Here is a 19,377-nt window from a genome sequence, read left to right as displayed (position 1 = left end):
AGGCGCGAGCCTGGCGGTGGTCGCAGCTATAGCTGCTCCTGCAGGGGTGGTCTACGGCGGCTCGGGTATGGCGCTCAGCGCTGCGGCAGATAGCGCAGCGGGTCGACCGGCTTGCCGTTGTAGCGGATCTCGAAGTGCAGCATGTCGCGGTCGGCGCCGGTGCGGCCCATTTCCGCGATCTGCTGGCCCGCCTTCACGCGATCGCCTTCGCCCACCAGGCGCTTGCGGTTGTGGCCATAGGCCGACAGCCACTGTTCGTCGTGCTTGATGATGATCAGTTCGCCGTAGCCGACCAGGCCCGAGCCCGAATACACGATCACCCCGTCTCCGGCCGCGCGCACCGCGTGCCCGGCCGAGCCAGCCACGCCGATGCCCTGCCGGGTCGGGTCGCCTTCGGTGAAGCGGCTGACCAGCTGGCCCTCGGCTGGCCAGCGCCAGGCCACGGCGCTCTTGAGCGGGGCGCTACCAGTGGGCTGCGGCGGTGCCTGCGTGGGCCTGACCACCCGCCCGCGGCTGTCGGTGGGTGGGCGCGCCGTGCTTCCCGTGCGCCCCCTGGACGCAGTGGACGTGCGCGTGCCCGCGGAGGGGTACAGACGCAGGGTCTGCCCCGGATAGATCGTGTACGGCGCCGCGATGCCGTTCCACATCGCCAGGTCCAGCGCGCTGATGCCGTTGCTGGTGGCCAGGCGATAGAGGTTGTCGCCCCTGCGCACGGTGATGGTCTGGCCCGGTTTGGGCGTGGAGCTGCGCGCGCTGGCGCTTCCGCCTTCGCGGACCACTTTGCTCGTTCCGCAGCCGGCAAGCACCAGCAGCGCGGCGATGGCGGGAACCAGGGCGATGCGGACAAGTCGACGGATCGGGGGCATGCGCGAGTGGACCTCCGGGTTGGGCATGGCGGGACGCATCAGCCGGCGAAACGCTGCCACATGTGCTGTAGGGCGAATCCACTGCCACCGATCAGCACGCTGAAGTAGACCACGGTACCGATGGTGGCGAGATGGCCGAGAAGCACCGCACCGCCATCGCGCTGGATGAAGCCGACAGCGTAAAGCAGCAGTGCGATCGCGGGGATGGTGTTGCTGAATGGAACGAATCCGAACGGCGCCATCAGCAGCAGCGCGGCGAAAATGAAGGCGAGGTTGTTGAACAGCTGCTGCGCGCGTCCGTCGACCACGCCGGCCATGCGGTGCGGGCGGCTGATGCGCTCAAGCCGGCGCACCCAGGACATGCCGCCGGTGAGCGCGGGGCGCAGGCGGTCGGCGGGCAGCGAGCGCTCGGCCAGCTTCCGCGGCACCCACAGCGGGCGGCCCGACAGCCGGCTGAGGCCGACCAGCAGGATCGCGGCGCCGAACACCGTGCTCACGCCGGGAATCGACACCGGGATCAGGAACACCAGGGTCAAGAGGATCGAAAGCACCAGCAGGCCCTCGTCGCCGATCACGGCGAGCAGCTCGCCCAGGGTCATCGAGCCGCTGGGCAGCCTGGCGATGATCCCTTCGAGCTGGGTGCGGAGGGATCCGTCGCCGGCGGTGTCGCTGGCGGGGTCCGGCGCGCGCCTGGAGTCCTGCATTGGATCAGCCATGCGGGTCAGTCCACCAGGCCGGAAAGCAGCGGCACGAAGGCGACGCTCGCCAGCGTGTCCTGGGTGATACGGCCGTCGGCATCCTTGCGCAGGCGCAGCAGCGACTGCGCGCCACCGGCGCCGACCGGCGCCACCAGCACGCCACCGGGGGCGAGCTGCGCGGTCAGCGCATCGACCAGGGCCGGCGCGCCGGCGGTGACCAGGATGCCGTCGAACGGCGCCTCCTCCGGCCAGCCGATGCGGCCGTCGTCATGCTTGCTGCGCACGTTCAGGCCCAGCGAGCGGAAGCGCTTGCGCGCCACCCGCAGCAGGTCGCCGATGCGTTCCACGGTGTACACCTTCAGGCCGAGCGCGCCGAGGATCGCGGCCTGGTAGCCCGAGCCGGTGCCGACTTCGAGCACGCGCTCGGGATGCGCGCCGTCGGCGAACAGGGCTTCGGTCATCCGTGCCACCACCCAGGGCTGGGAAATGGTCTGGCCGTGGCCGATCGGGAGCGCCGTGTCCTCGTAGGCGCGAGTGGCCAGCGCCTCGTCGATGAACAGGTGGCGCGGCACGGTGCGGATGGCGTTGAGCACGCGCTCGTCGGCGATGCCGTTGTCGCGCAGGCGCTCGATCAGGCGGTCGCGCACGCGCTGCGAGGTCATGCCCATGCCCAGCGCCTCGGGCTGCAGGCGCAGCCGCGGGGTCACGGCGTGGCTCCGTTGCGCAGCGCCAGCTCCAGCCCGCCGACCCATGCGGCGACCTGCTCCAGCGCCTGGTAGCGCGTCAGGTCGACCTGGATCGGGGTGATCGCGATGTGCCGGGTGCGCACGGCGTGGAAATCGGTGCCGGGGCCGGAGTCCTGCTCCTTGCCGGCGCCGCCGATCCACCAGAAATGGCGGCCGCGCGGGTCCTGCGCCGGGATGCAGGCCTCGGCGCGATGGCGGTTGCCAAGGCGCGTGACTTCGAAGCCTTCGATCTCCGCCCAGGGCAGGTCGGGCACGTTGACGTTGAGGATGGTGTCGGCCGGCAGCGGGTCGGCCTTCAGCCGCGCCACGATCTCGACCGCGGCACGCGCGGCGGTGTCGTAGTGCTGGCCGGGCTTGCCACCGGTGACCAGCGACACCGCCACCGCGGGCAGGCCCAGGAAGCGGCCTTCCATCGCCGCGGCCACGGTGCCGGAGTAGATCACGTCATCGCCGAGGTTGGCGGTGTCGTTGATGCCCGAGACCACGATGTCGGGCTCGTCCTCGAGCATGCCGGTGATCGCCACGTGCACGCAGTCCGTCGGCGTGCCGTGCACGCGCCAGGTAGACGCATCCAGCTGCACGGCCTGCAGCGGCAGGTCCAGGGTCAGCGAGTTGCTGGCGCCGGAACGGTCGCGATCGGGGGCGACGACGGTGACCTCGTGGCCAGCGGCGCGCAGGCCTGCGGCGAGTGCGCGGATGCCGGGGGCGTCGACGCCGTCGTCGTTGCTAACGAGGATTTTCATTGCCGCAATGATAGCGGAAGGCGACGCGGCGGGTCCCGCGCGCTAGGCTTGCGTGATGGCAGGAACCGGCGGAAAACACGACGACGATGACGACGCGGCGCTGTTCCGCGCCGCCGTCGGCCCGGTGCGCGAGCTGCCCGCCACGCCGGCGCCGCCCGAGCGCCCGCGGCCACGCCCGAGGGCACGCATGGCCGAGCGCGACGAAGCCCAGGCGCGCGAGGACTTCCGGCTTGGCCGCGGGGACGCGTTCTCGATCGAGCGCGGCGACGTGCTTTCGCACCGGCGCGAGCAGATTCCGGCACGCACGCTCAAGCGGCTGTCACAGGGGCTCTATGCCGCCCAGGACGAGCTTGACCTGCACCATGCGGATGCCGCGACCGCGGAAGCCATGCTGCGAAGGTTCCTTGTCGAGTCGCGCGACGCCGGCCACGGCTGCGTGCGCGTGGTCCATGGCAAGGGCATCAACTCCGACGACAGCCTGCCGGTGCTGAAAAACGTGGTCGATCGCATCCTGCGCCACCGCGCGGACGTACTGGCCTTCCATTCGGCACCTGCCGCCCAAGGCGGGACCGGCGCGGTACTGGTGCTGCTGGACCGGCGCTGACGGCTACGCCCGGTCCGCGCCGGAGTGGGCGCCCGCGTCGACGACCTCGCCCAGTTCAGCCAGCACCGAAGTGGCATAGGTGCCGGGCGGCAACGCGAACGCCAGCTCCAGCGCGGGTCCGTCCACCGCGGATCCATCCAGCCAGCGCCAGGCCAGTCCGTCGGGACGCAGGCGGGTCGCGCGCCGCTCCTGCTTCAGGCCCGCGCCTTCCAGGCCAGCGCAAAGCGCGAGGCTGTCGTCATCGGCGAGTGCGGCGAGCTCAAGCGCGCGCGCATCGTCGGTGCTGCGAAGTTCGCCGCGCCCCCACAGCGGTGCGCTGGGGTGGATGTCGAAGGCCGCCAGCCGTTCCGCCAGCGCATCGCTGAAGGGTTCCGGCCCGAACACGCTGCGGCTGCCATCAAGCATCCAGGCCTCGCCCTCCAGGCCACGGTCCCAGCTTCCATCGGCCACGCGCGCGGCCAGGACCCGGTTGAACAGCGCCGAGCGCGCCGCCGACAACAGCATCGCGCGCTCGTCGCGACGCACGCGCTGGCCGGCGAACATGTGCCGGGCCTTGTCGATGTTGGCGCCGCCGCGGCCGAAGCGCTGTACGCCAAAGTAATTGGGCACGCCACGCGCAACGATGGCCTGCAGGCGCGCATCGACCGCTGCGCGATCGCACTCCAGCTCCCGCAGCACCAGCACGAAGCGGTTGCCCGCAAGCGCACCGCGCGGCAGCTTGCGCGCGTGCCGGGCGTGGTCGAGCACCCGCAACGACTGCCCGGTGGCGGGATCGTCGCGCTCAAGCGCGGCAAGGTCGGGCGCCGCGCGCCCCGGCAGGTGCACGCTGAAACGCTGGCGGGTCAGCGCGTGGCGATCCTTGAGCCCGGCATAGCCGATCGCGCGCTCGTCAACGCCCGCCCATTCCGCCAGCAGGCGCGCGACGAAGGCGGTGTTCATGCCGCGCTTCCCGATCGTCAGCAGCAGGTGCTCACCGGTACCGCTGGCCTCGAAGCCATCGAGCTCGGTGACGTCGAAATCTTCCGGCGCGACGCGGATACGCGCCGCAAGCACCGGCGCGCCGTGGGCGCGGGGTGGCGGGTTGTTCACCGGCACACGCCCGCTCCCGCGTCCGGCCTCTGATGCGGACGCATTTCGTCAGCCGGCCACGAGCAAGCACACGGCCTGCGCCGCGATTCCTTCCTCGCGCCCGACGAAACCCAGGCGCTCGCTGGTGGTGGCCTTGACGCTGACCGCATCGAGCGCGACGCCAAGGTCGGCGGCGATCACCTCCCGCATCGCCTGCGCGTGCGGGCCGATCTTGGGCCGCTCGCAGATCACCGTGGCGTCGACATTGCCGATCTTCCAGCCCCGCTCCCCGGCCAGTACCACGCAATGGCGCAGCAGCGCGCGGCTGTCGGCGCCCTTCCAGCGATCGTCCGAGGGCGGGAAATGCACGCCGATGTCGCCCAGCGCCAACGCGCCGAGGATCGCATCGCACAGCGCATGCAGGATCACGTCGCCGTCGCTGTGCGCGACAAGCCCGCGCCCGTGGGGCACGCGCACGCCGCCGAGCATGACGTGGTCGCCCTCGCCGAATGCGTGGACGTCGTAGCCGTTGCCGATGCGGATGGTCATGCGTCCTCCCCCGTCGCGCGTCGCGCGAGCAGGAATTCGAAGTGGGCCAGGTCGGCCGGCGTGGTCACCTTGATGTTGTCCTCGGCACCCTCGACCAGCAGCGGGCGCGCGCCCAGGCGCTCCATGGCCATGGCCTCGTCGGTGACTTCGACGCCGTCGGCTGCGGCGGCTTCCAGCGCGCGGCGCAGCTGCAGGCGTCGAAACAGCTGCGGCGTCTGCGCGCGCCACAGGCGCTCGCGTGGCTCGGTGGCATCGATGCCGCCGTCGTCGCCGGCGCGCTTCAACGTGTCGCGCACGGGCGTGGCGAGGATGGCGCCGACCGGATCCTCGCGTCCGCGCTCCAGCAGCGCGGCCAGGTCGGCCAGGCGCAGGTTCGGGCGCGCCGCGTCGTGCACCAGCACGAAGGCGTCGGCACGCACGTCGTCGGGCAGCGCGGCCAAACCGGCCAACACCGATTCCGCACGCGTTCCACCGCCGGCGCAGGCGATCACGCGGCGGCCGCTGCCATCGCTCCAGCCCTGCCAGCGGGCATCGCCTTCGGCCAGGGACACCACCGCGCCTTCGACGCCGGGATGGGCGAACAGCGCGCGCAGGCTGTGCGCGATCAGCGGCTCGCCCGCGACTTCGAGGTACTGCTTGGGCACGTCGCCGCCGAAGCGTGCGCCGCGACCGGCGGCGGGGATCACCACCCAGGTCATCGGGTGTCCTTGTCGTTTCCGGGGATGATCCGGTTCACTGCGCTTCTTCTCCGGTGTCCGCCGCCGTCGCCGCCGGCTGCGCGTGATCGATCACGCGATAGAAGGTCTCGCCGGGCCGGATCATGCCCAGCTCCGCGCGCGCGCGCTCCTCGATCGCCGCCTCGCCCGACTTGAGATCGGCGACCTCGGCGGCGAGCGCGGCGTTGCGGTCGCGCAGGCCGTTGTTCTGCCGCGCCTGCTGCTCGACCTGGGCCTGCAGGTCGGCAACCTCCTGGTTGCCGCCGTTGCCAAACCACAGCCGGTACTGCAGCCACGCCAGCAGCGCGACCAGCACCACCAGCACGATCCGCAGCGTGCGCATGGCGGTCGCGTCAGCGCTTCAGCGAGACGAAGGCGTCGCGGCCCGCGAAGCGCGCCTTCGCACCCAGCGACTCTTCGATGCGCAGCAACTGGTTGTACTTCGCGACTCGGTCGCTGCGGCACAGTGAGCCGGTTTTGATCTGGGTGGCAGTGGTCGCCACGGCGATGTCGGCGATGGTGGTGTCCTCGGTTTCGCCCGAGCGGTGCGAAACCACCGCGGCGTAGCCGGCGGCGTCGGCCATGGCGATCGCCTCCAGGGTCTCGGTCAGCGTGCCGATCTGGTTGACCTTGATCAGGATGGCGTTGGCGGTGCCGCTGTCGATGCCCTCGCGGAAAATCGCCGGGTTGGTCACGAACAGGTCGTCGCCGACCAGCTGCACGCGATCGCCCAGGCGCTGCGTCAGCAGCTTCCAGCTGTCCCAGTCGGCCTCGGCCATGCCGTCCTCGACGGTGATGATCGGGTACTGGTCGCACCAGGACGCGAGGAAATCGGTGAACTGCTCGCCGGTCAGGCGCTTGCCTTCGCCCACCAGGTGGTATTTGCCGTTGTCGTAAAACTCGCTGGAAGCAACGTCGAGGCCCAGCAGCACGTCATCACCGGCGCGATAGCCGGCCTTGCCGATGGCTTCGAGGATGGTGTCGAGCGCCTCGACATTACTGCGCAGGTCGGGGGCGAAGCCGCCCTCGTCGCCGACCGCCGTCGACAGGCCGTGACCCTTCAGCACCGACTTCAGCGCGTGGAAGATCTCGGTGCCAGCGCGCAGGCTCTCGGAGAACGAGTCGAAGCCCACCGGCAGCACCATGAATTCCTGCAGGTCGACGTTGTTGTCGGCGTGCGCACCGCCGTTGATGATGTTCATCATCGGCACCGGCAGCACCGGCGCGCGGTCGCCGGCCAGCAGCTGCCACAGCGGGATCCGGCGCGAGGCCGCGACCGCATGTGCCGCGGCCATGGAAACGCCCAGCAGCGCGTTCGCGCCCAGGCGGCCCTTGTTGTCGGTGCCGTCGAGATCGATCAGGCGCTTGTCGAGGCCGGCCTGGTCGGCGGCGTCGAAGTCCTTGAGCGCATCCGCGATCGTGCCATTGACGTTGGCCACCGCCTGCATCACGCCCTTGCCCAGGTAGCGCGTCTTGTCGCCATCGCGCAGCTCCACGGCTTCGCGGGCACCGGTCGAGGCGCCCGAGGGCACCATCGCGCGGCCGAACGCGCCATCGGCGAGGGTCACCTCGGCCTCGAGCGTCGGATTGCCGCGGCTGTCGAGGATTTCACGGGCGTGGATCTTGGCGATATTGGTCATGGGCTCGCTGTGTCGCTTTGTGGGTGTGGGATTGCGGGAAGAGCTTTTTTGCCACGGATTTACGCGGATAAACGCGGATAAAGCAAAAACCTCCGGTAACTGTAGGAGCAGCTATAGCGGCGACCGCCAAATGGCCCAACCCTTCCGGTCGCAGCTATAGCTGCTCCTACAAAAGCAGAGCTCCTGCTCTATCCGCGTTTATCCGCGTAAATCCGTGGCCAAAAAATCAAACTTCACTTTCGAGGAAGCCTCCACGCTTGGTCACCGCGTCGAGTTCCAGCATGGTTTCCAGCAACGCGCGCATCTTGTCCAGCGGCCAGGCGTTGGGCCCGTCGCTGAGCGCCTTGGCGGGATCGGGGTGGGTTTCCATGAAGACGCCGGAGACGCCGACGGCGATCGCGGCGCGGGCCAGCACCGGCACGAACTCGCGCTGGCCGCCGCTGGAGGTGCCCTGCCCGCCCGGCAGCTGCACGGAATGGGTGGCGTCGAAGACAACCGGGCAGCCGGTGTCGCGCATCACTGCGAGGCTGCGCATGTCCGAGACCAGGTTGTTGTAGCCGAAGCTGGCGCCGCGCTCGCAGACCATGATGTCCTGGTTGCCGGTGGCCTTCGCCTTCTCGACCACGGGCTTCATGTCCCACGGCGACAGGAACTGGCCCTTCTTGATGTTCACCGGCTTGCCGGCCGCGCAGACCCTGGTGATGAAGTCGGTCTGGCGCACCAGGAAGGCCGGCGTCTGCAGCACGTCGACGACGCTCGCGACCTCGTCCATCGGCGTGTACTCGTGCACGTCGGTCAGCACCGGCACGCCGATCTGCCGCTTCACCTCGCCCAGCACGCGCAGGCCTTCTTCCATGCCCGGGCCGCGGAACGCGGTGCCCGAGGTGCGGTTGGCCTTGTCGAAGCTGGACTTGAAGATGAAGCTGATGCCGAGCGCCGAAGTGATCTCCTTCAGCTGCCCCGCCACATCGAGCTGCAGCTGCTCGCTCTCGATCACGCAGGGGCCGGCGATCAGGAAGAACGGCTGGTCGAGGCCGACTTTGAATCCACAGAGGTTCATTGAAAAGCCTTTTTTTGCCACGGATTTACGCGGATAAACGCGGATAGAGCAGAAGCCATGATTTTGTAGGAGCAGCTATAGCTGCGATAGCCACTGTCACCGCCCCACGACCAAGCTCCCGGGTCGCAGCTATAGCTGCTCCTACGGGTTTTCGCTTGATCCGCGTTTATCCGCGTAAATCCGTGGCCAAAAATGCTCATGCCGTTGCTTCTTTCAACAGCTTCCCGCCAGCCTTGCGCTCGCGCGCGGCGCGGACGAAGCCGATGAACAGCGGGTGGCCGCCGCGGGGGGTGGAGAGGAACTCGGGGTGCGCCTGGCAGGCGATGAACCACGGGTGGTCGGCCAGCTCGACCATCTCCACCAGCAGGTCGTCCATCGACTTGGCGCTGATTACCAGGCCTGCGTCTTCAAGCTGGGTGCGGTAGCGGTTGTTGAATTCGTAGCGATGGCGGTGGCGCTCGGCGACCACGTCCTTGCCGTACAGCGCGCGTGCCTTCGTGCCCGGATTCAGTCGCTGCTCCTGAAGGCCCAGGCGCATGGTGCCGCCCAGGTCGCTGTCTTCGCCGCGACGTTCCACTTCGCCGGTCTTGGTGCGCCATTCGGTGATCAGGCCGATCACCGGGTGCGGGGTCTGGCGGTCGTTCTCGGTGCTGTTGGCGCCGTCCAGCCCGGCCAGATGGCGTGCCACGTCGACCACGGCCGCCTGCATGCCGTAGCAGATGCCGAAGTACGGCAGGCCGGTTTCGCGCGCATGCTTCGAGGTCAGCACCTTGCCGTCGAAGCCGCGGTCGCCGAAGCCACCGGGCACCAGCACGCCATCGACGCCGGCCAGCGCGGCCGCGGCGCCGTCGCGCTCGATGTCCTGCGATTCAACCCACTTCAGGTTCACCCGCGTGCGCTGGCGGATGCCGCCGTGGCGCAGTGCCTCGGCCACCGACTTGTAGGCGTCCTTGTGGTCGACGTACTTGCCGACCACGGCGATGGTGACCTCGCCGATCGGGTTCTGGGTGGCGTCGACCACCGACGCCCATTCGGACAGGTCCGCCACCGGCGCGGCCTTGTCGGCCAAGCGCAGGCGCTCGACAACGAACGCGTCCAGGCCCTGGCTCTGCAGCCAGGCCGGGATCTTGTAGATGTTGTCCAGGTCGACGATCGAGATCACCGCCTTCTCGGACACGTTGGTGAACAGGGCGATCTTGCGCCGCTCGCTGTCGGGCAGCGGCTGCTCGCTGCGGCACAGCAGCACGTCGGGCTGGATGCCGATCGAGCGCAATTCCTTCACCGAGTGCTGGGTGGGCTTGGTCTTGAGCTCGCCGGCCGCCGCGATATACGGCACCAGCGTGAGGTGCATGAAGATGGCCTTGTCCGGGCCGCGTTCGGTGCGGATCTGGCGGATCGCCTCCAGGAACGGCAGCGATTCGATGTCGCCGACCGTGCCGCCGATCTCGACCAGAGCGACGTCGAAGCCCTGGGTGGCGGTGTCGATGCAGCGCTTGATCTCGTCGGTGATGTGCGGGATCACCTGCACGGTGGCGCCCAGGTAGTCGCCTCTGCGCTCCTTGCGGATCACGCTCTCGTAGATCTTGCCGGTGGTGATCGAGTTCTTGCCCGACAGGCGGACGTTGATGAAGCGCTCGTAGTGGCCCAGGTCGAGGTCGGTCTCGGCGCCATCGTCGGTCACGTAGACCTCGCCGTGCTGGAACGGGCTCATGGTGCCGGGGTCGACGTTGATGTACGGGTCGAGCTTCATCATCGTCACCCGCAGACCGCGGGCTTCGAGGATGGCCGCGAGCGAAGCCGCGGAAATGCCCTTGCCGAGCGAGGACACCACGCCGCCGGTGACGAAAATCAGGGGAGTCATGAATCAGGCTGCCGCAGGAAAGCCATAGTCTAGCGGCTGGCGGTTGCAGGGGCGACCTTGACAGCGCGCCCGGGGTGTTCTGCTTTTGTGGGAGCGGCCATGGCTGCGATCGCCGCCTGCCGCCACCGCCGCGCTGCCGCAATCGCCGCTTGCCTTAGCCCTGTCGCGGCCGCAGCCCCTGCATGACGCGCGAGAACAGGCCTCGGGCCCCTTCCCGGGCGGCCATCTCCCCAGCGGGGTCGGCGTCGCGTGCCGTGAAGGTATCCACCACCACGGCCATGGCCTCGCGCCAGCGCGCCATCAGCGCCGGATCGGCCTCGGGATCGGTCGCTTCCACCACCTGCAGCAGGCTGGCGATCCAGTCCCGGTACAGCGCCGCAGGCACCGGGCAGCGGCCGTCGCGGGAGTGGACGGCGCCCATCTCCTCGATCCCGCGGTCCACGACCCGGCTTCCGCCCGCATGGAAGATGGCCATGGTGATGCCCTTGCGCAGAGCCATGCGCTGCTTGTTGAAGTCGGTGTGGGCGAACAGCGCGGGGACATCGGGACTACTGGCCAGGAACACGTCGTAGAAACGGCCGATGAACTCCTTGTCCCGCAGGCAGCGGCCATAGCTCTGGTGCAGGTCGGCGTAGGCGTCGGTCGCGGCGGTCATGGCGGTCTCCTGGTGGGGGCGCCGATTCTCGCGCGGGCCCGCGGGACCGGGATTGACCCCCGTCAACACCTGCCTTGACCCGCCCCTGCCCCGACGCCATTCTGGTCGGCTCCCCACGCTCTCCGGGCCTTGCCCTTTCCGCAATGAATTCACGCTACGACGCCGCCGACATCGAAGTCCTGTCCGGCCTGGATCCGGTCAAGCGCCGTCCCGGCATGTACACCGATACCACCCGGCCGAACCACCTCGCGCAGGAGGTCATCGACAACGCGGTGGACGAGGCCCTGGCCGGCCATGCGCGCGCGATCGCGGTGACCATGCACCGCGACGGCAGCTGCGAAGTCTCCGACGACGGCCGCGGCATGCCGGTGGACATCCACCCGGAAGAAAAAGTCCCCGGCGTCGAGCTGATCCTCACGCGCCTGCATGCGGGCGGCAAGTTCAGCAACCGCAACTACGCGTTTTCCGGCGGCCTGCACGGCGTGGGCGTGAGCGTGGTCAACGCGCTGTCGACCCTGGTCGAGGTGCATATCAAGCGCGATGGCAACGAGTACCTGATGTCGTTCCGCGACGGCGACCCCGTCAGCGGCCTGGACATCGTCGGCACCGTGGGCAAGCGCAACACCGGCACCAGGCTGCGTTTCTGGCCTGACCCGAAGTATTTCGACACGCCGAAGTTCGGCCTGCGCGCCCTGCGCCACCTGCTGCGTGCCAAGGCGGTGCTGTGCCCCGGCCTGACCGTGACCCTGTTCGACGAGGCCAGCGGCGAGCGCGACGAGTGGCACTACGCCGACGGCCTGCGCGACTACCTGGCCGGCGAGCTCACCGGCCGCGAGCCGCTGCCGCCGGAGCTGTTCCTGGGCCGCCTGAAGAAGGACACCGAGATGGTGGACTGGGCCGTGGCCTGGATCCCCGACGGTGAGCTGGTGCAGGAAAGCTACGTCAATCTGATCCCGACGCCGCAGCACGGCACCCACGTCAACGGCCTGCGCTCGGGCTTCACCAATGCCCTGCGCAAGTTCTGCGAATTCCGCAACCTGCTGCCGCGCGGGGTCAAGCTGGCGCCCGAAGACGTCTGGGACCGCGTCGCCTTCGTGCTCAGCCTGAAGATGAGCGACCCGCAGTTCAGCGGCCAGACCAAGGAGCGGCTGAGCTCGCGCCAGGCCGCCGGCTTCATCGAGGGCGCCGCCGAGGATGCCTTCACCCTCTGGCTCAACAGCCATGTCGAGATCGGCGAGAAGATCGCGCAGCTGGCGATCGACCGCGCCAGCGCTCGGCTGAAGACCGAAAAGCAGATCGTCCGCAAGAAGGTCACCCAGGGGCCCGCACTGCCGGGCAAGTTGGCCGACTGCATCAGCCAGGACCTGTCGCGCACCGAGCTGTTCCTGGTCGAGGGCGATTCCGCCGGCGGCAGCGCCAAGCAGGCCCGCGACAAGGATTTCCAGGCGATCCTGCCGCTGCGCGGCAAGATCCTGAACACCTGGGAGGTCGCGTCGACCAGCGTGCTGGCCTCCGAGGAAGTGCACAACCTCGCCATCGCCATCGGCTGCGACCCGGGCAAGGACGACATCTCCGGCCTGCGCTACGGCAAGGTCGTGATCCTGGCCGACGCCGACTCGGACGGCCTGCATATCGCGACCCTGCTGGCGGCGCTGTTCCTGCGCCACTTCCCGGCGCTGGTGCGCGCCGGGCACATCTTCGTGGCGATGCCGCCGCTGTACCGCGTCGACATCGGCAAGCAGGTGTTCTATGCCCTGGACGAGGAAGAAAAGCGCCTGCTGCTGGAAAAGATCGCACGCGAGAAGCTGAAGGGCACGGTCAACGTCACCCGCTTCAAGGGCCTGGGCGAGATGAACCCGCCGCAGCTGCGCGAGTCCACGATCCACCCCGACACCCGCCGCCTGGTGCAATTGACCATCGATGATGCCGACCAGACGCGCTCGCTGATGGACATGCTGCTGGCCAAGAAGCGCGCGTCCGACCGCAAGGCCTGGCTGGAGGAAAAGGGCGACCTGGCTTCGCTGGAGGTCTGAAGTTGGTCGGTCCGCGTCACCCGTGCATCGCACGGATGACGCGACCGGGGCTCAATCGTATAGGTAGGCGATTCGATTGACGCCGGTACCTGGCGGCAGATTGCAGCTGAAGGCATGCAGCGTGCCTGTGAACGTCGGTGCACCCGATGGTGTGAATATGAGCCAGGTGATTGCACCGGCGGCGACTTGAATCGATTCGGGATAGTACTCCGACAAAAGCGGCCTATTCACCATGGTGCAGTTCACGGTCGTGGCGGCCGCGCCCGTGTTGATCAGGCTGATCCCAATGCTCCTGGGCTCGTTGCCCAGCTCAGCCTGTTGCGTGCAGGTGACGAAGGCGGACGACGTCCCCTCGTTCTGCACTGCCAGCGGCCTGCTGCGGATATTGCCGTCGAATATCGGCAGCGCACTCTTGCACGCCCCTGCCGCCATGGTCTGGGCCTCGACGGACCACGCAGGCGGCGATGCTGCGGCCAGTAACAGCACGGCGGGAATCAAGAACATCCCCATTGATATACGCATTGAAGACCTCTCCATGGGTGCGCGGACAGTCCGCGGTTACCCAAGAGACGACGTTTGGCCCGCCCACAGGACATCGCAGCGATCAGCACCCGCTCGCTTCGAGCAGCGCGCGCAGCACTGGCTGCAACGCCGCGGCCCGCTCCGGCCGCCAGTCGAAAGTCGTCTCGTCCATGTAGGTGCGCTGCGCGATCTCGAGCTGCACGGCATCCACGCCCTGCTCGGGACGGCCGTAATGGCGCGTGATGTAGCCGCCCTTGAAGCGGCCGTTGGCCACCCAGTCATAGCCGCCCTGCTTCGCCAGCACCAGCGCCAGGCGCTCGGCCAGCTCCGGTGCACAACTGGCGCCGCTGGCGGTGCCGAGATTGAGGTCGGGCAGCCGCCCGGGGAACAGCCAGGGCAGTTCGCCGCGGATCGAGTGGCCTTCCCACAGCACCACGCGGCCGTGCGCCTGCTTCAGGCGATCGATCTCGCCGCGCAGCGCCGCGTGGTAGGGCCGCCAGTACGCGTCGACGCGCTGCAGGACCTCCCCGGGCGCGGGTTCCTGACCTTCAAGGTAGACCGCGCTGCCATTGAACTGCCGCACCGGGCACAGCCCGGTGGTGTTCTGCCCGGGATAGAGCGAGGTGTCGTTTTCGTCGCGGTTGAGGTCGACCACGTAGCGCGAATGCGTCGGCACGAGGATCGAGGCGCCCAGCTCACGCGCGAAATCGTACAACCGGGCCACGTGCCAGTCGGTGTCGGGCACGGCACGCGCGCTGGCGGTCAGGCGCCGCGCGATCGCGTCCGGGACATGGGTGCCGTCGTGCGGAAGGCTGACGAGCAGCGGCGCGCTGCCGCGGTGCAGGGTGAAGGTCTCCATCCCCCGATCCTAACCGCTCAGCGCAGCAGCACGATCTCTTCGGCGCTGGTCGGGTGGATGGCGACGGTGGCGTGGAAGTCGGCAAGCGTGGCGCCCATCTTCACCGCCACCGCGAAGCCCTGCAGGATCTCGTCCGCGGCCTCGCCAAGCAGGTGCAGGCCGACCACGCGCTTCTCTTCGCCCACGCAGACGGCCTTGAACATGCTGTGCTGCTGGACGTCGGCCAGGGCATGCAGCATCGGCCGGAAGGTGGTGTGGTGGCAGCTGACCGCATCGCCGCCGAAGCGCTGGCGGGCCTCGGCCTCGGTCAGGCCGACCCTGCCGATCGGCGGATGCGAGAACACCACGGTCGGCACGTTCGCATGATCGACCCGCGCGTCCGGCTCGCCGCCGAACACGCGGTCCATCAGCCGCCGCGCCTCGGCGATCGCCACCGGTGTCAGCGCCAGGCGGCCGGTCACGTCGCCGACCGCGTACACCCCGTCGGCGCCGGTGGATTGGAACCCGTCCACCTTGATGAAGCCACGGCCGTCGGTCGCCACGCCGGCGGCCTGCAGCCCGAGGTCGTCGGTGTTCGCACGCCGCCCGGTGGCGAGGATCACCACGTCGAAGGGCTGGCCGGTATCGCCAGCCTCCTCGCGCAGACGCACGCCGCCGGCCTCGCCGGCCTCCAGCGCGGCAAGCGAATAGCCCAGGTGCAGTGCGATGCCGGACTGGTGCAGGTTGCCCTGCAGGCGCTCGATCACCTCGTGGTCGAAGCCCTTGAGCAGGCCCTGGCCGCGCACGAACAGCTCGACGTGGCTGCCCAGCGCCTGCATCACCCCGGCAAGTTCGACGCCAACGTAGCCGCCGCCGATGATCGCCACCCGTCGCGGTGCCTCCGACAGGGTGAAAAAGCCGTCCGAATCGATGCCCAGGTCCGCGCCGGGAATGTCCGGCCGCACCGGCCGGCCGCCGGTGGCAAGCACGATATGCGCCGCACGCACCCGGGTGCCATCCCCGCACTCGACCACGCCATCGCCGGCAAGCCGGCCGCGCGAAGGCAGCAGCACGATCCCGGCCTCGTCCAGGCGCCGGCGGTAGCTGGCGTGGATGTTGGCGATGTAGCGCTGGCGGCTGGCCACCAGCTGCGTCCAGTCCGGGTAGGCACGCTTGACCGGGAAGCCCAGCGCCGAAGCCATGCCGATGCGCGCGCCGAGATCGGCCGCCAGCCACATCGCCTTCTTCGGCACGCAGCCGACGTTGACGCAGGTGCCGCCAAGTTCGCCCGGCTCAAGCAGCGCGACGCGCGCGCCGTGGCTGGCAGCGCGAAAGGCAGCGGCCAGTCCACCTGAGCCGCCGCCAACGACGGCGAGGTCGACCTCGATGCCGCGGACGGCGCTCACCGGAACCGCGCCGGCGAATACGGCGCGGGATCGATCCGCGGCGCGCGGCCGCAGACCATGTCGGCGACAAGTTGTCCGGTGGAGGGGCTCATGCTGACCCCGAGCATGCCATGCCCGGTCGCGATCCAGGCATGGCGGCGCCCGGGCACGCGGCCGATGATCGGCACGTCGTCGATGCTCAAGGGGCGCCAGCCGTACCATTCCTCGTGCTTCACCGGGCCTACCGGCTGGTGCAGGAACTGCGCAGCGCCGCGTTCCAGCGCATCGAGCCGCCGGCGGTTGAGATCGGTGCTGTAGCCCGAGAACTCCATCGTGCTGCCGAGACGGTATCCACTGCCCCAGGTGGTGACGCAGACCCCCGGCTCGTGCAGCGACAGCGCACGACGCGGCACCAGCGATGGGCGGTCGTAGGTGATCGAATAGCCCTTGCCGGGCTGGACCGGCAGCGCGCCCAGGCCCGCCGATCGCATCAGCGTCGGCGACCAGGCACCCGTGGCGATGACCACGTCGCGCGCCTGCACGCGTCCACGGCTGCCGTGCACGGTCACGCCGTCGGCATCCTCGTCGATGCCCTGCACGTCCCAGCCGTCCTCGATCACGCCGCCAAGCGCGCGCAGCGATTGCAGCAGGCCGCTCACATAGCGGTCCGGCCGCAGGCTGGCATCGCCGGGGAAGCGGATCACGGCGTGGATGCCGGGCTTCAGCGCCGGGTCCGAACGCTCGTAGTCGCTGCCCTCGATCACCTCTGCGCCGATGCCGACTTCGGCCAGCTGCGGGATGTCGCGCGCGGCCGCGTCGAAACCCGACGCGCTGCGGAACAGGTAGTCCACGCCCTCCGACGCATACTCCGCCGCGGGTGCATGGCGCGCCACCCAATCGGGATAGGCGGTGATCGAATCGTTGAGGATGGCCGCGCGCGCGACCAGTGCCGTGCGCCAGTCACGGGCGTTGCAGCGCCTGGCAAAGCCCATCAGCCAGCGCCACAGGCCCGGGTCCAGCCGCGGCGCCACGTAGAACGGCGCATCGGGCGTCAACATCCAGCGCAGCGCCTGGACGATGGCGCCGGGTGCGGCCAGCGGCGCGGCATGGCTGGGCGTCAGCGTCCCGCAGTTGCCGTGCGAACTGCCGCTGCCGACGGTCCTGGCTTCCAGCACGCGCACGCTGCGCCCGGCTTCGACCAGGCACAGCGCGGTGCACAGGCCGATGACGCCGCCACCCACCACCACCACATCAACGCGGTCGTCCATGCGGAAGTCCAGCGGCGCAGGCGGCCGTCAGCCGGCCTTGCCGGTGGGGTCGTCGCTGCCGGAGGCTTCGGCCGGAGCCGCCGCCACGTCTTCCTGGTCGGCCGCGTCGCCATGGTCATGGCCACCCGCCCCGTGCACGTGGCCGTGTTCGATTTCGATCTGCTGCGCCTCGCGCACGTCGACGATCTCGACCTCGAAGTGCAGGTCCTGGCCGGCCATCGGATGGTTGAGGTCGACATCGACCACGCTCATGCCGACCTTCTGGATGGTCACCGCGCGCGGGCCGAAGTTGGTGTTCAGCACCACCTGGTCGCCGACGCTGAGCTTCTGGCCGCTGAAATGCTTCTTCGGCACGCGCTGGGTCATACCCTCGCGACGCTCGCCATAGGCCTCGGCGCAGGGCACGTCGGCGCTGAAGCTGTCGCCGGCGACGTGGCCTTCCATCGCCTTCTCAAGGCCCGGGATGATGTTGCCGTGGCCGTGCAGGATCGCCAGCGGCTCGTCGCGGTCCTTCGACGTCTCCACCGGTTCGCCGCCCTTCTGCGAGACGGTGTAGTGGAAGCGGACGACGCGGTCTTTTTCGATCTTCATGTGCAAGGGGTCCGGAAGCGCGGCACGCGGCCGCTTGTAGGAATGCGGAGGCTCGGCCAAGATGCCGGCCGATGGGCAAGGACATGCATTATCCAGACACCGGCCACCGCGCGCCAATCGCCGCCGCGGTATTGCTGATCCTGGCCTTCGCCGCCGGCTGCGGCCGCGACAATGTCCGCGCTCCGACGCCGGCCCGGGCTCCGGCCGCCGCCGAGCGCGCGTGGCCCCAGGTCACGCCGGCCGATCCGGCCGCGGCCAATGCGGTGCTGATGCGCGCCATCAGCCTGGTCGGCACGCCCTATCGCTACGGCGGCAATACCCCCGAGGGCGGCTTCGACTGTTCGGGCCTGGTCAACTATGTGTACCGGGACATGCTGGACCTCAAGCTTCCGCGCACCTCGCGCGACCTGGCCGCCTACCAGGGGCCGAAGATCCAGCCCGACAAGCTGGCGACCTCCGATCTCGTGTTCTTCGGCAGCGGCGGCAGCGTCACCCACGTCGGCATCTATATCGGCGAAGGCCGCTTCGTGCATGCCCCCAGCACCGGAGGCACGGTCCGCCTGGACCATCTCGACGGAAGCTACTGGCGACGCAACTACAGCGGCGCAAAACGCATCCTGCGCTGAATCGAGGACACGCGTCCCGCGCCCTTCACGCCCGGCTAATGAAATCCTAACAAGCCGGAGGCTTCTCTACGGCACCATCACGCGCTGCTGTTGTCGACTTGTGAAGACCGCGTGACATTTTTTCCAGGAATCGCCTCCGCCAGCCGCTCCACCTTCCGGGTGCGATCGCTTCTCTTCAGTGGCCTGCTGCTGCTCTGCGCGACCCCGGCATTCGCCGCCCCGCTGGGTGCCGACTCCGCCGACCAGATGCTTTCCGGCTCTACCAGCCAGACCCTCACGGGCAGCGCCATCGCGCCGAGCCGCGACATGCTGAGCGCCGCCGACGTCCTGCAGCTGATCGAAGCCGGCGAGTCCAGCGTCGACGCCCAGCCGCATGGGCGGATCCAGGCCCTGCTGCAGCGTGCCATGGGCCTGCTCGGCACGCCCTACCGCTGGGGCGGCACGTCGCCGGACTCCGGCTTCGACTGCAGCGGCCTGGTGGGCTATGTGTTCCGCACCGCGCTGGGCATCGAACTGCCGCGCGTGTCGCGCGAGATGGCCGGCAACGGCGAAAAGGTGGAACGCGCGGCGCTTGTAGCCGGCGACCTGGTGTTCTTCGGCCGCCGCGGCAAGCGCGTCGACCACGTCGGCATCTACGTCGGCGACGGCCAGTTCGTGCACGCGCCACGCACCGGCCGCGATGTCACGGTATCGCGCCTGGACACCGGCTACTGGGCCGGCAAGTTCCTGCAGGCGCGCCGGGTGGACGGTCTGCACAGCTGAGCCCCTGCCTGACGCCCTGCTGTTGGAACCGAAGGCCGCCCTCCCGGGCGGCCTTCCTGTTTCCGCTGCCTGGACCTCGTTGCAGCGCGGCGTGCACGCCCCCGCCCGACGGGCGAAGCTCGGCACCGGGGAAACCACGATAAAGG

The 19,377-nt window shown here is 69.2% G+C and carries 20 protein-coding genes and 1 pseudogene; 4 read left to right on the top strand and 17 right to left on the bottom strand.

All coding sequences use genetic code 11. The features are described 5' to 3' along the window. Positions 1 to 74: 74 nt before the first annotated feature. Genes ACW7G5_RS03120 through surE form a run of 4 tightly spaced genes read right to left on the bottom strand, consistent with a single transcriptional unit; the run spans position 75 to position 3,053 of the window. Positions 75 to 866: a peptidoglycan DD-metalloendopeptidase family protein gene (locus ACW7G5_RS03120; protein WP_457001726.1), complete on the bottom strand. Its 792-nt coding sequence runs from the start codon at positions 864 to 866 to the stop codon at positions 75 to 77. A 38-nt stretch (positions 867 to 904) separates the two neighbouring features. Continuing rightward, on the bottom strand, positions 905 to 1,582 hold the full coding sequence (locus ACW7G5_RS03115) for an exopolysaccharide biosynthesis protein (RefSeq protein ID WP_457001724.1): 678 nt from the start codon (positions 1,580 to 1,582) through the stop codon (positions 905 to 907). Positions 1,583 to 1,587: 5 nt separating this feature from the next. Next, the gene (locus ACW7G5_RS03110) at positions 1,588 to 2,271 is read right to left on the bottom strand and encodes a protein-L-isoaspartate(D-aspartate) O-methyltransferase (RefSeq protein ID WP_457001722.1); all 684 of its coding nucleotides are present in this window, start codon (positions 2,269 to 2,271) and stop codon (positions 1,588 to 1,590) included. Then, positions 2,268 to 3,053, bottom strand: a complete 786-nt coding sequence (gene surE, locus ACW7G5_RS03105; RefSeq protein WP_457001720.1) for a 5'/3'-nucleotidase SurE — start codon at positions 3,051 to 3,053, stop codon at positions 2,268 to 2,270. Before surE ends, ACW7G5_RS03110 begins: the two co-directional genes overlap by 4 nt. 55 nt (positions 3,054 to 3,108) lie before the next feature. On the opposite strand from surE, the gene ACW7G5_RS03100 reads away from it, so the two are divergent. Further along, positions 3,109 to 3,657, top strand: coding sequence for a Smr/MutS family protein (locus ACW7G5_RS03100; RefSeq protein ID WP_457001718.1), 549 nt, complete (start codon positions 3,109 to 3,111; stop codon positions 3,655 to 3,657). A 3-nt stretch (positions 3,658 to 3,660) separates the two neighbouring features. Here ACW7G5_RS03100 and truD read toward each other — a convergent pair whose 3' ends face one another. From truD to ACW7G5_RS03060, 8 genes are all read right to left on the bottom strand, one after another. After that, positions 3,661 to 4,746 carry a tRNA pseudouridine(13) synthase TruD gene (truD, locus tag ACW7G5_RS03095; protein ID WP_457001716.1) on the bottom strand — a complete coding sequence of 362 codons (1,086 nt, stop codon included), beginning with the start codon at positions 4,744 to 4,746 and terminating at the stop codon, positions 3,661 to 3,663. A 48-nt stretch (positions 4,747 to 4,794) separates the two neighbouring features. After that, complete coding sequence (gene ispF, locus ACW7G5_RS03090) at positions 4,795 to 5,274, bottom strand: 2-C-methyl-D-erythritol 2,4-cyclodiphosphate synthase (protein WP_343277844.1); 480 nt, start codon at positions 5,272 to 5,274, stop codon at positions 4,795 to 4,797. Further along, positions 5,271 to 5,972 carry a 2-C-methyl-D-erythritol 4-phosphate cytidylyltransferase gene (gene ispD, locus ACW7G5_RS03085; protein ID WP_457001714.1) on the bottom strand — a complete coding sequence of 234 codons (702 nt, stop codon included), beginning with the start codon at positions 5,970 to 5,972 and terminating at the stop codon, positions 5,271 to 5,273. Before ispD ends, ispF begins: the two co-directional genes overlap by 4 nt. A gap of 34 nt (positions 5,973 to 6,006) precedes the next feature. After that, complete coding sequence (ftsB, locus tag ACW7G5_RS03080) at positions 6,007 to 6,333, bottom strand: cell division protein FtsB (RefSeq protein WP_457001712.1); 327 nt, start codon at positions 6,331 to 6,333, stop codon at positions 6,007 to 6,009. Positions 6,334 to 6,343: 10 nt separating this feature from the next. Beyond that, complete coding sequence (eno, locus tag ACW7G5_RS03075; protein ID WP_457001710.1) at positions 6,344 to 7,630, bottom strand: phosphopyruvate hydratase; 1,287 nt, start codon at positions 7,628 to 7,630, stop codon at positions 6,344 to 6,346. Positions 7,631 to 7,856: 226 nt separating this feature from the next. After that, entirely contained in the window at positions 7,857 to 8,690 is an 834-nt protein-coding gene (kdsA, locus tag ACW7G5_RS03070) for a 3-deoxy-8-phosphooctulonate synthase (protein ID WP_457001708.1), read from the bottom strand. Positions 8,691 to 8,886: 196 nt separating this feature from the next. After that, positions 8,887 to 10,551 (bottom strand): CTP synthase, encoded by a 1,665-nt coding sequence (locus ACW7G5_RS03065; protein ID WP_343277841.1) that lies wholly within the window; start codon positions 10,549 to 10,551, stop codon positions 8,887 to 8,889. A 154-nt stretch (positions 10,552 to 10,705) separates the two neighbouring features. After that, positions 10,706 to 11,206: a globin gene (locus tag ACW7G5_RS03060; RefSeq protein WP_457001706.1), complete on the bottom strand. Its 501-nt coding sequence runs from the start codon at positions 11,204 to 11,206 to the stop codon at positions 10,706 to 10,708. 143 nt (positions 11,207 to 11,349) lie between these two features. Between ACW7G5_RS03060 and parE the strand changes: the two genes are divergently transcribed. Continuing rightward, positions 11,350 to 13,239, top strand: a complete 1,890-nt coding sequence (parE, locus tag ACW7G5_RS03055) for a DNA topoisomerase IV subunit B (protein WP_457001704.1) — start codon at positions 11,350 to 11,352, stop codon at positions 13,237 to 13,239. Positions 13,240 to 13,290: 51 nt separating this feature from the next. Here the strand turns inward: parE and ACW7G5_RS03050 are convergent, their stop codons facing one another. The 5 genes and pseudogenes from ACW7G5_RS03050 to ACW7G5_RS03030 all read right to left on the bottom strand — a co-directional run. After that, positions 13,291 to 13,761 (bottom strand): hypothetical protein, encoded by a 471-nt coding sequence (locus ACW7G5_RS03050; protein ID WP_457001702.1) that lies wholly within the window; start codon positions 13,759 to 13,761, stop codon positions 13,291 to 13,293. A gap of 82 nt (positions 13,762 to 13,843) precedes the next feature. After that, positions 13,844 to 14,620: an N-formylglutamate deformylase gene (hutG, locus tag ACW7G5_RS03045; RefSeq protein ID WP_457001700.1), complete on the bottom strand. Its 777-nt coding sequence runs from the start codon at positions 14,618 to 14,620 to the stop codon at positions 13,844 to 13,846. 17 nt (positions 14,621 to 14,637) lie between these two features. After that, positions 14,638 to 16,005 carry a glutathione-disulfide reductase gene (gene gorA / locus ACW7G5_RS03040; RefSeq protein WP_457001698.1) on the bottom strand — a complete coding sequence of 456 codons (1,368 nt, stop codon included), beginning with the start codon at positions 16,003 to 16,005 and terminating at the stop codon, positions 14,638 to 14,640. Continuing rightward, complete coding sequence (locus ACW7G5_RS03035; RefSeq protein ID WP_457001696.1) at positions 16,002 to 17,252, bottom strand: NAD(P)/FAD-dependent oxidoreductase; 1,251 nt, start codon at positions 17,250 to 17,252, stop codon at positions 16,002 to 16,004. Before ACW7G5_RS03035 ends, gorA begins: the two co-directional genes overlap by 4 nt. 111 nt (positions 17,253 to 17,363) lie before the next feature. Further along, positions 17,364 to 17,906 (bottom strand): annotated as a pseudogene (locus tag ACW7G5_RS03030) (FKBP-type peptidyl-prolyl cis-trans isomerase); the annotation flags it as partial. Between the two features lie 20 nt (positions 17,907 to 17,926). On the opposite strand from ACW7G5_RS03030, the gene ACW7G5_RS03025 reads away from it, so the two are divergent. After that, positions 17,927 to 18,469, top strand: coding sequence for a C40 family peptidase (locus tag ACW7G5_RS03025; protein WP_457001695.1), 543 nt, complete (start codon positions 17,927 to 17,929; stop codon positions 18,467 to 18,469). Positions 18,470 to 18,580: 111 nt separating this feature from the next. Continuing rightward, a complete protein-coding gene (locus ACW7G5_RS03020) occupies positions 18,581 to 19,231 on the top strand; it encodes a C40 family peptidase (protein WP_457001693.1) in 651 nt (216 codons plus the stop codon). Positions 19,232 to 19,377: the final 146 nt, after the last annotated feature.

This window comes from Luteimonas sp. A501, from assembly GCF_054052085.1.
The sequence above is the reverse complement of the archived record's forward strand: the minus strand, read 5'-3'. Positions and strand labels throughout refer to the sequence as shown.

What these genes read in the sequence shown, in the direction of transcription:
- ACW7G5_RS03120 (WP_457001726.1), bottom strand. Translation starts at nt 866, where the DNA reads ATGCCCCCGATCCGTCGACTTGTCCGCATCGCCCTGGTTCCCGCCATC.
- ACW7G5_RS03115 (WP_457001724.1), bottom strand. Translation starts at nt 1,582, where the DNA reads ATGGCTGATCCAATGCAGGACTCCAGGCGCGCGCCGGACCCCGCCAGC.
- surE (WP_457001720.1), bottom strand. Translation starts at nt 3,053, where the DNA reads ATGAAAATCCTCGTTAGCAACGACGACGGCGTCGACGCCCCCGGCATC.
- ACW7G5_RS03100 (WP_457001718.1), top strand. Translation starts at nt 3,109, where the DNA reads ATGGCAGGAACCGGCGGAAAACACGACGACGATGACGACGCGGCGCTG.
- ispF (WP_343277844.1), bottom strand. Translation starts at nt 5,274, where the DNA reads ATGACCATCCGCATCGGCAACGGCTACGACGTCCACGCATTCGGCGAG.
- ispD (WP_457001714.1), bottom strand. Translation starts at nt 5,972, where the DNA reads ATGACCTGGGTGGTGATCCCCGCCGCCGGTCGCGGCGCACGCTTCGGC.
- ftsB (WP_457001712.1), bottom strand. Translation starts at nt 6,333, where the DNA reads ATGCGCACGCTGCGGATCGTGCTGGTGGTGCTGGTCGCGCTGCTGGCG.
- eno (WP_457001710.1), bottom strand. Translation starts at nt 7,630, where the DNA reads ATGACCAATATCGCCAAGATCCACGCCCGTGAAATCCTCGACAGCCGC.
- kdsA (WP_457001708.1), bottom strand. Translation starts at nt 8,690, where the DNA reads ATGAACCTCTGTGGATTCAAAGTCGGCCTCGACCAGCCGTTCTTCCTG.
- ACW7G5_RS03065 (WP_343277841.1), bottom strand. Translation starts at nt 10,551, where the DNA reads ATGACTCCCCTGATTTTCGTCACCGGCGGCGTGGTGTCCTCGCTCGGC.
- ACW7G5_RS03060 (WP_457001706.1), bottom strand. Translation starts at nt 11,206, where the DNA reads ATGACCGCCGCGACCGACGCCTACGCCGACCTGCACCAGAGCTATGGC.
- parE (WP_457001704.1), top strand. Translation starts at nt 11,350, where the DNA reads ATGAATTCACGCTACGACGCCGCCGACATCGAAGTCCTGTCCGGCCTG.
- ACW7G5_RS03050 (WP_457001702.1), bottom strand. Translation starts at nt 13,761, where the DNA reads ATGCGTATATCAATGGGGATGTTCTTGATTCCCGCCGTGCTGTTACTG.
- hutG (WP_457001700.1), bottom strand. Translation starts at nt 14,620, where the DNA reads ATGGAGACCTTCACCCTGCACCGCGGCAGCGCGCCGCTGCTCGTCAGC.
- ACW7G5_RS03035 (WP_457001696.1), bottom strand. Translation starts at nt 17,252, where the DNA reads ATGGACGACCGCGTTGATGTGGTGGTGGTGGGTGGCGGCGTCATCGGC.
- ACW7G5_RS03025 (WP_457001695.1), top strand. Translation starts at nt 17,927, where the DNA reads ATGCATTATCCAGACACCGGCCACCGCGCGCCAATCGCCGCCGCGGTA.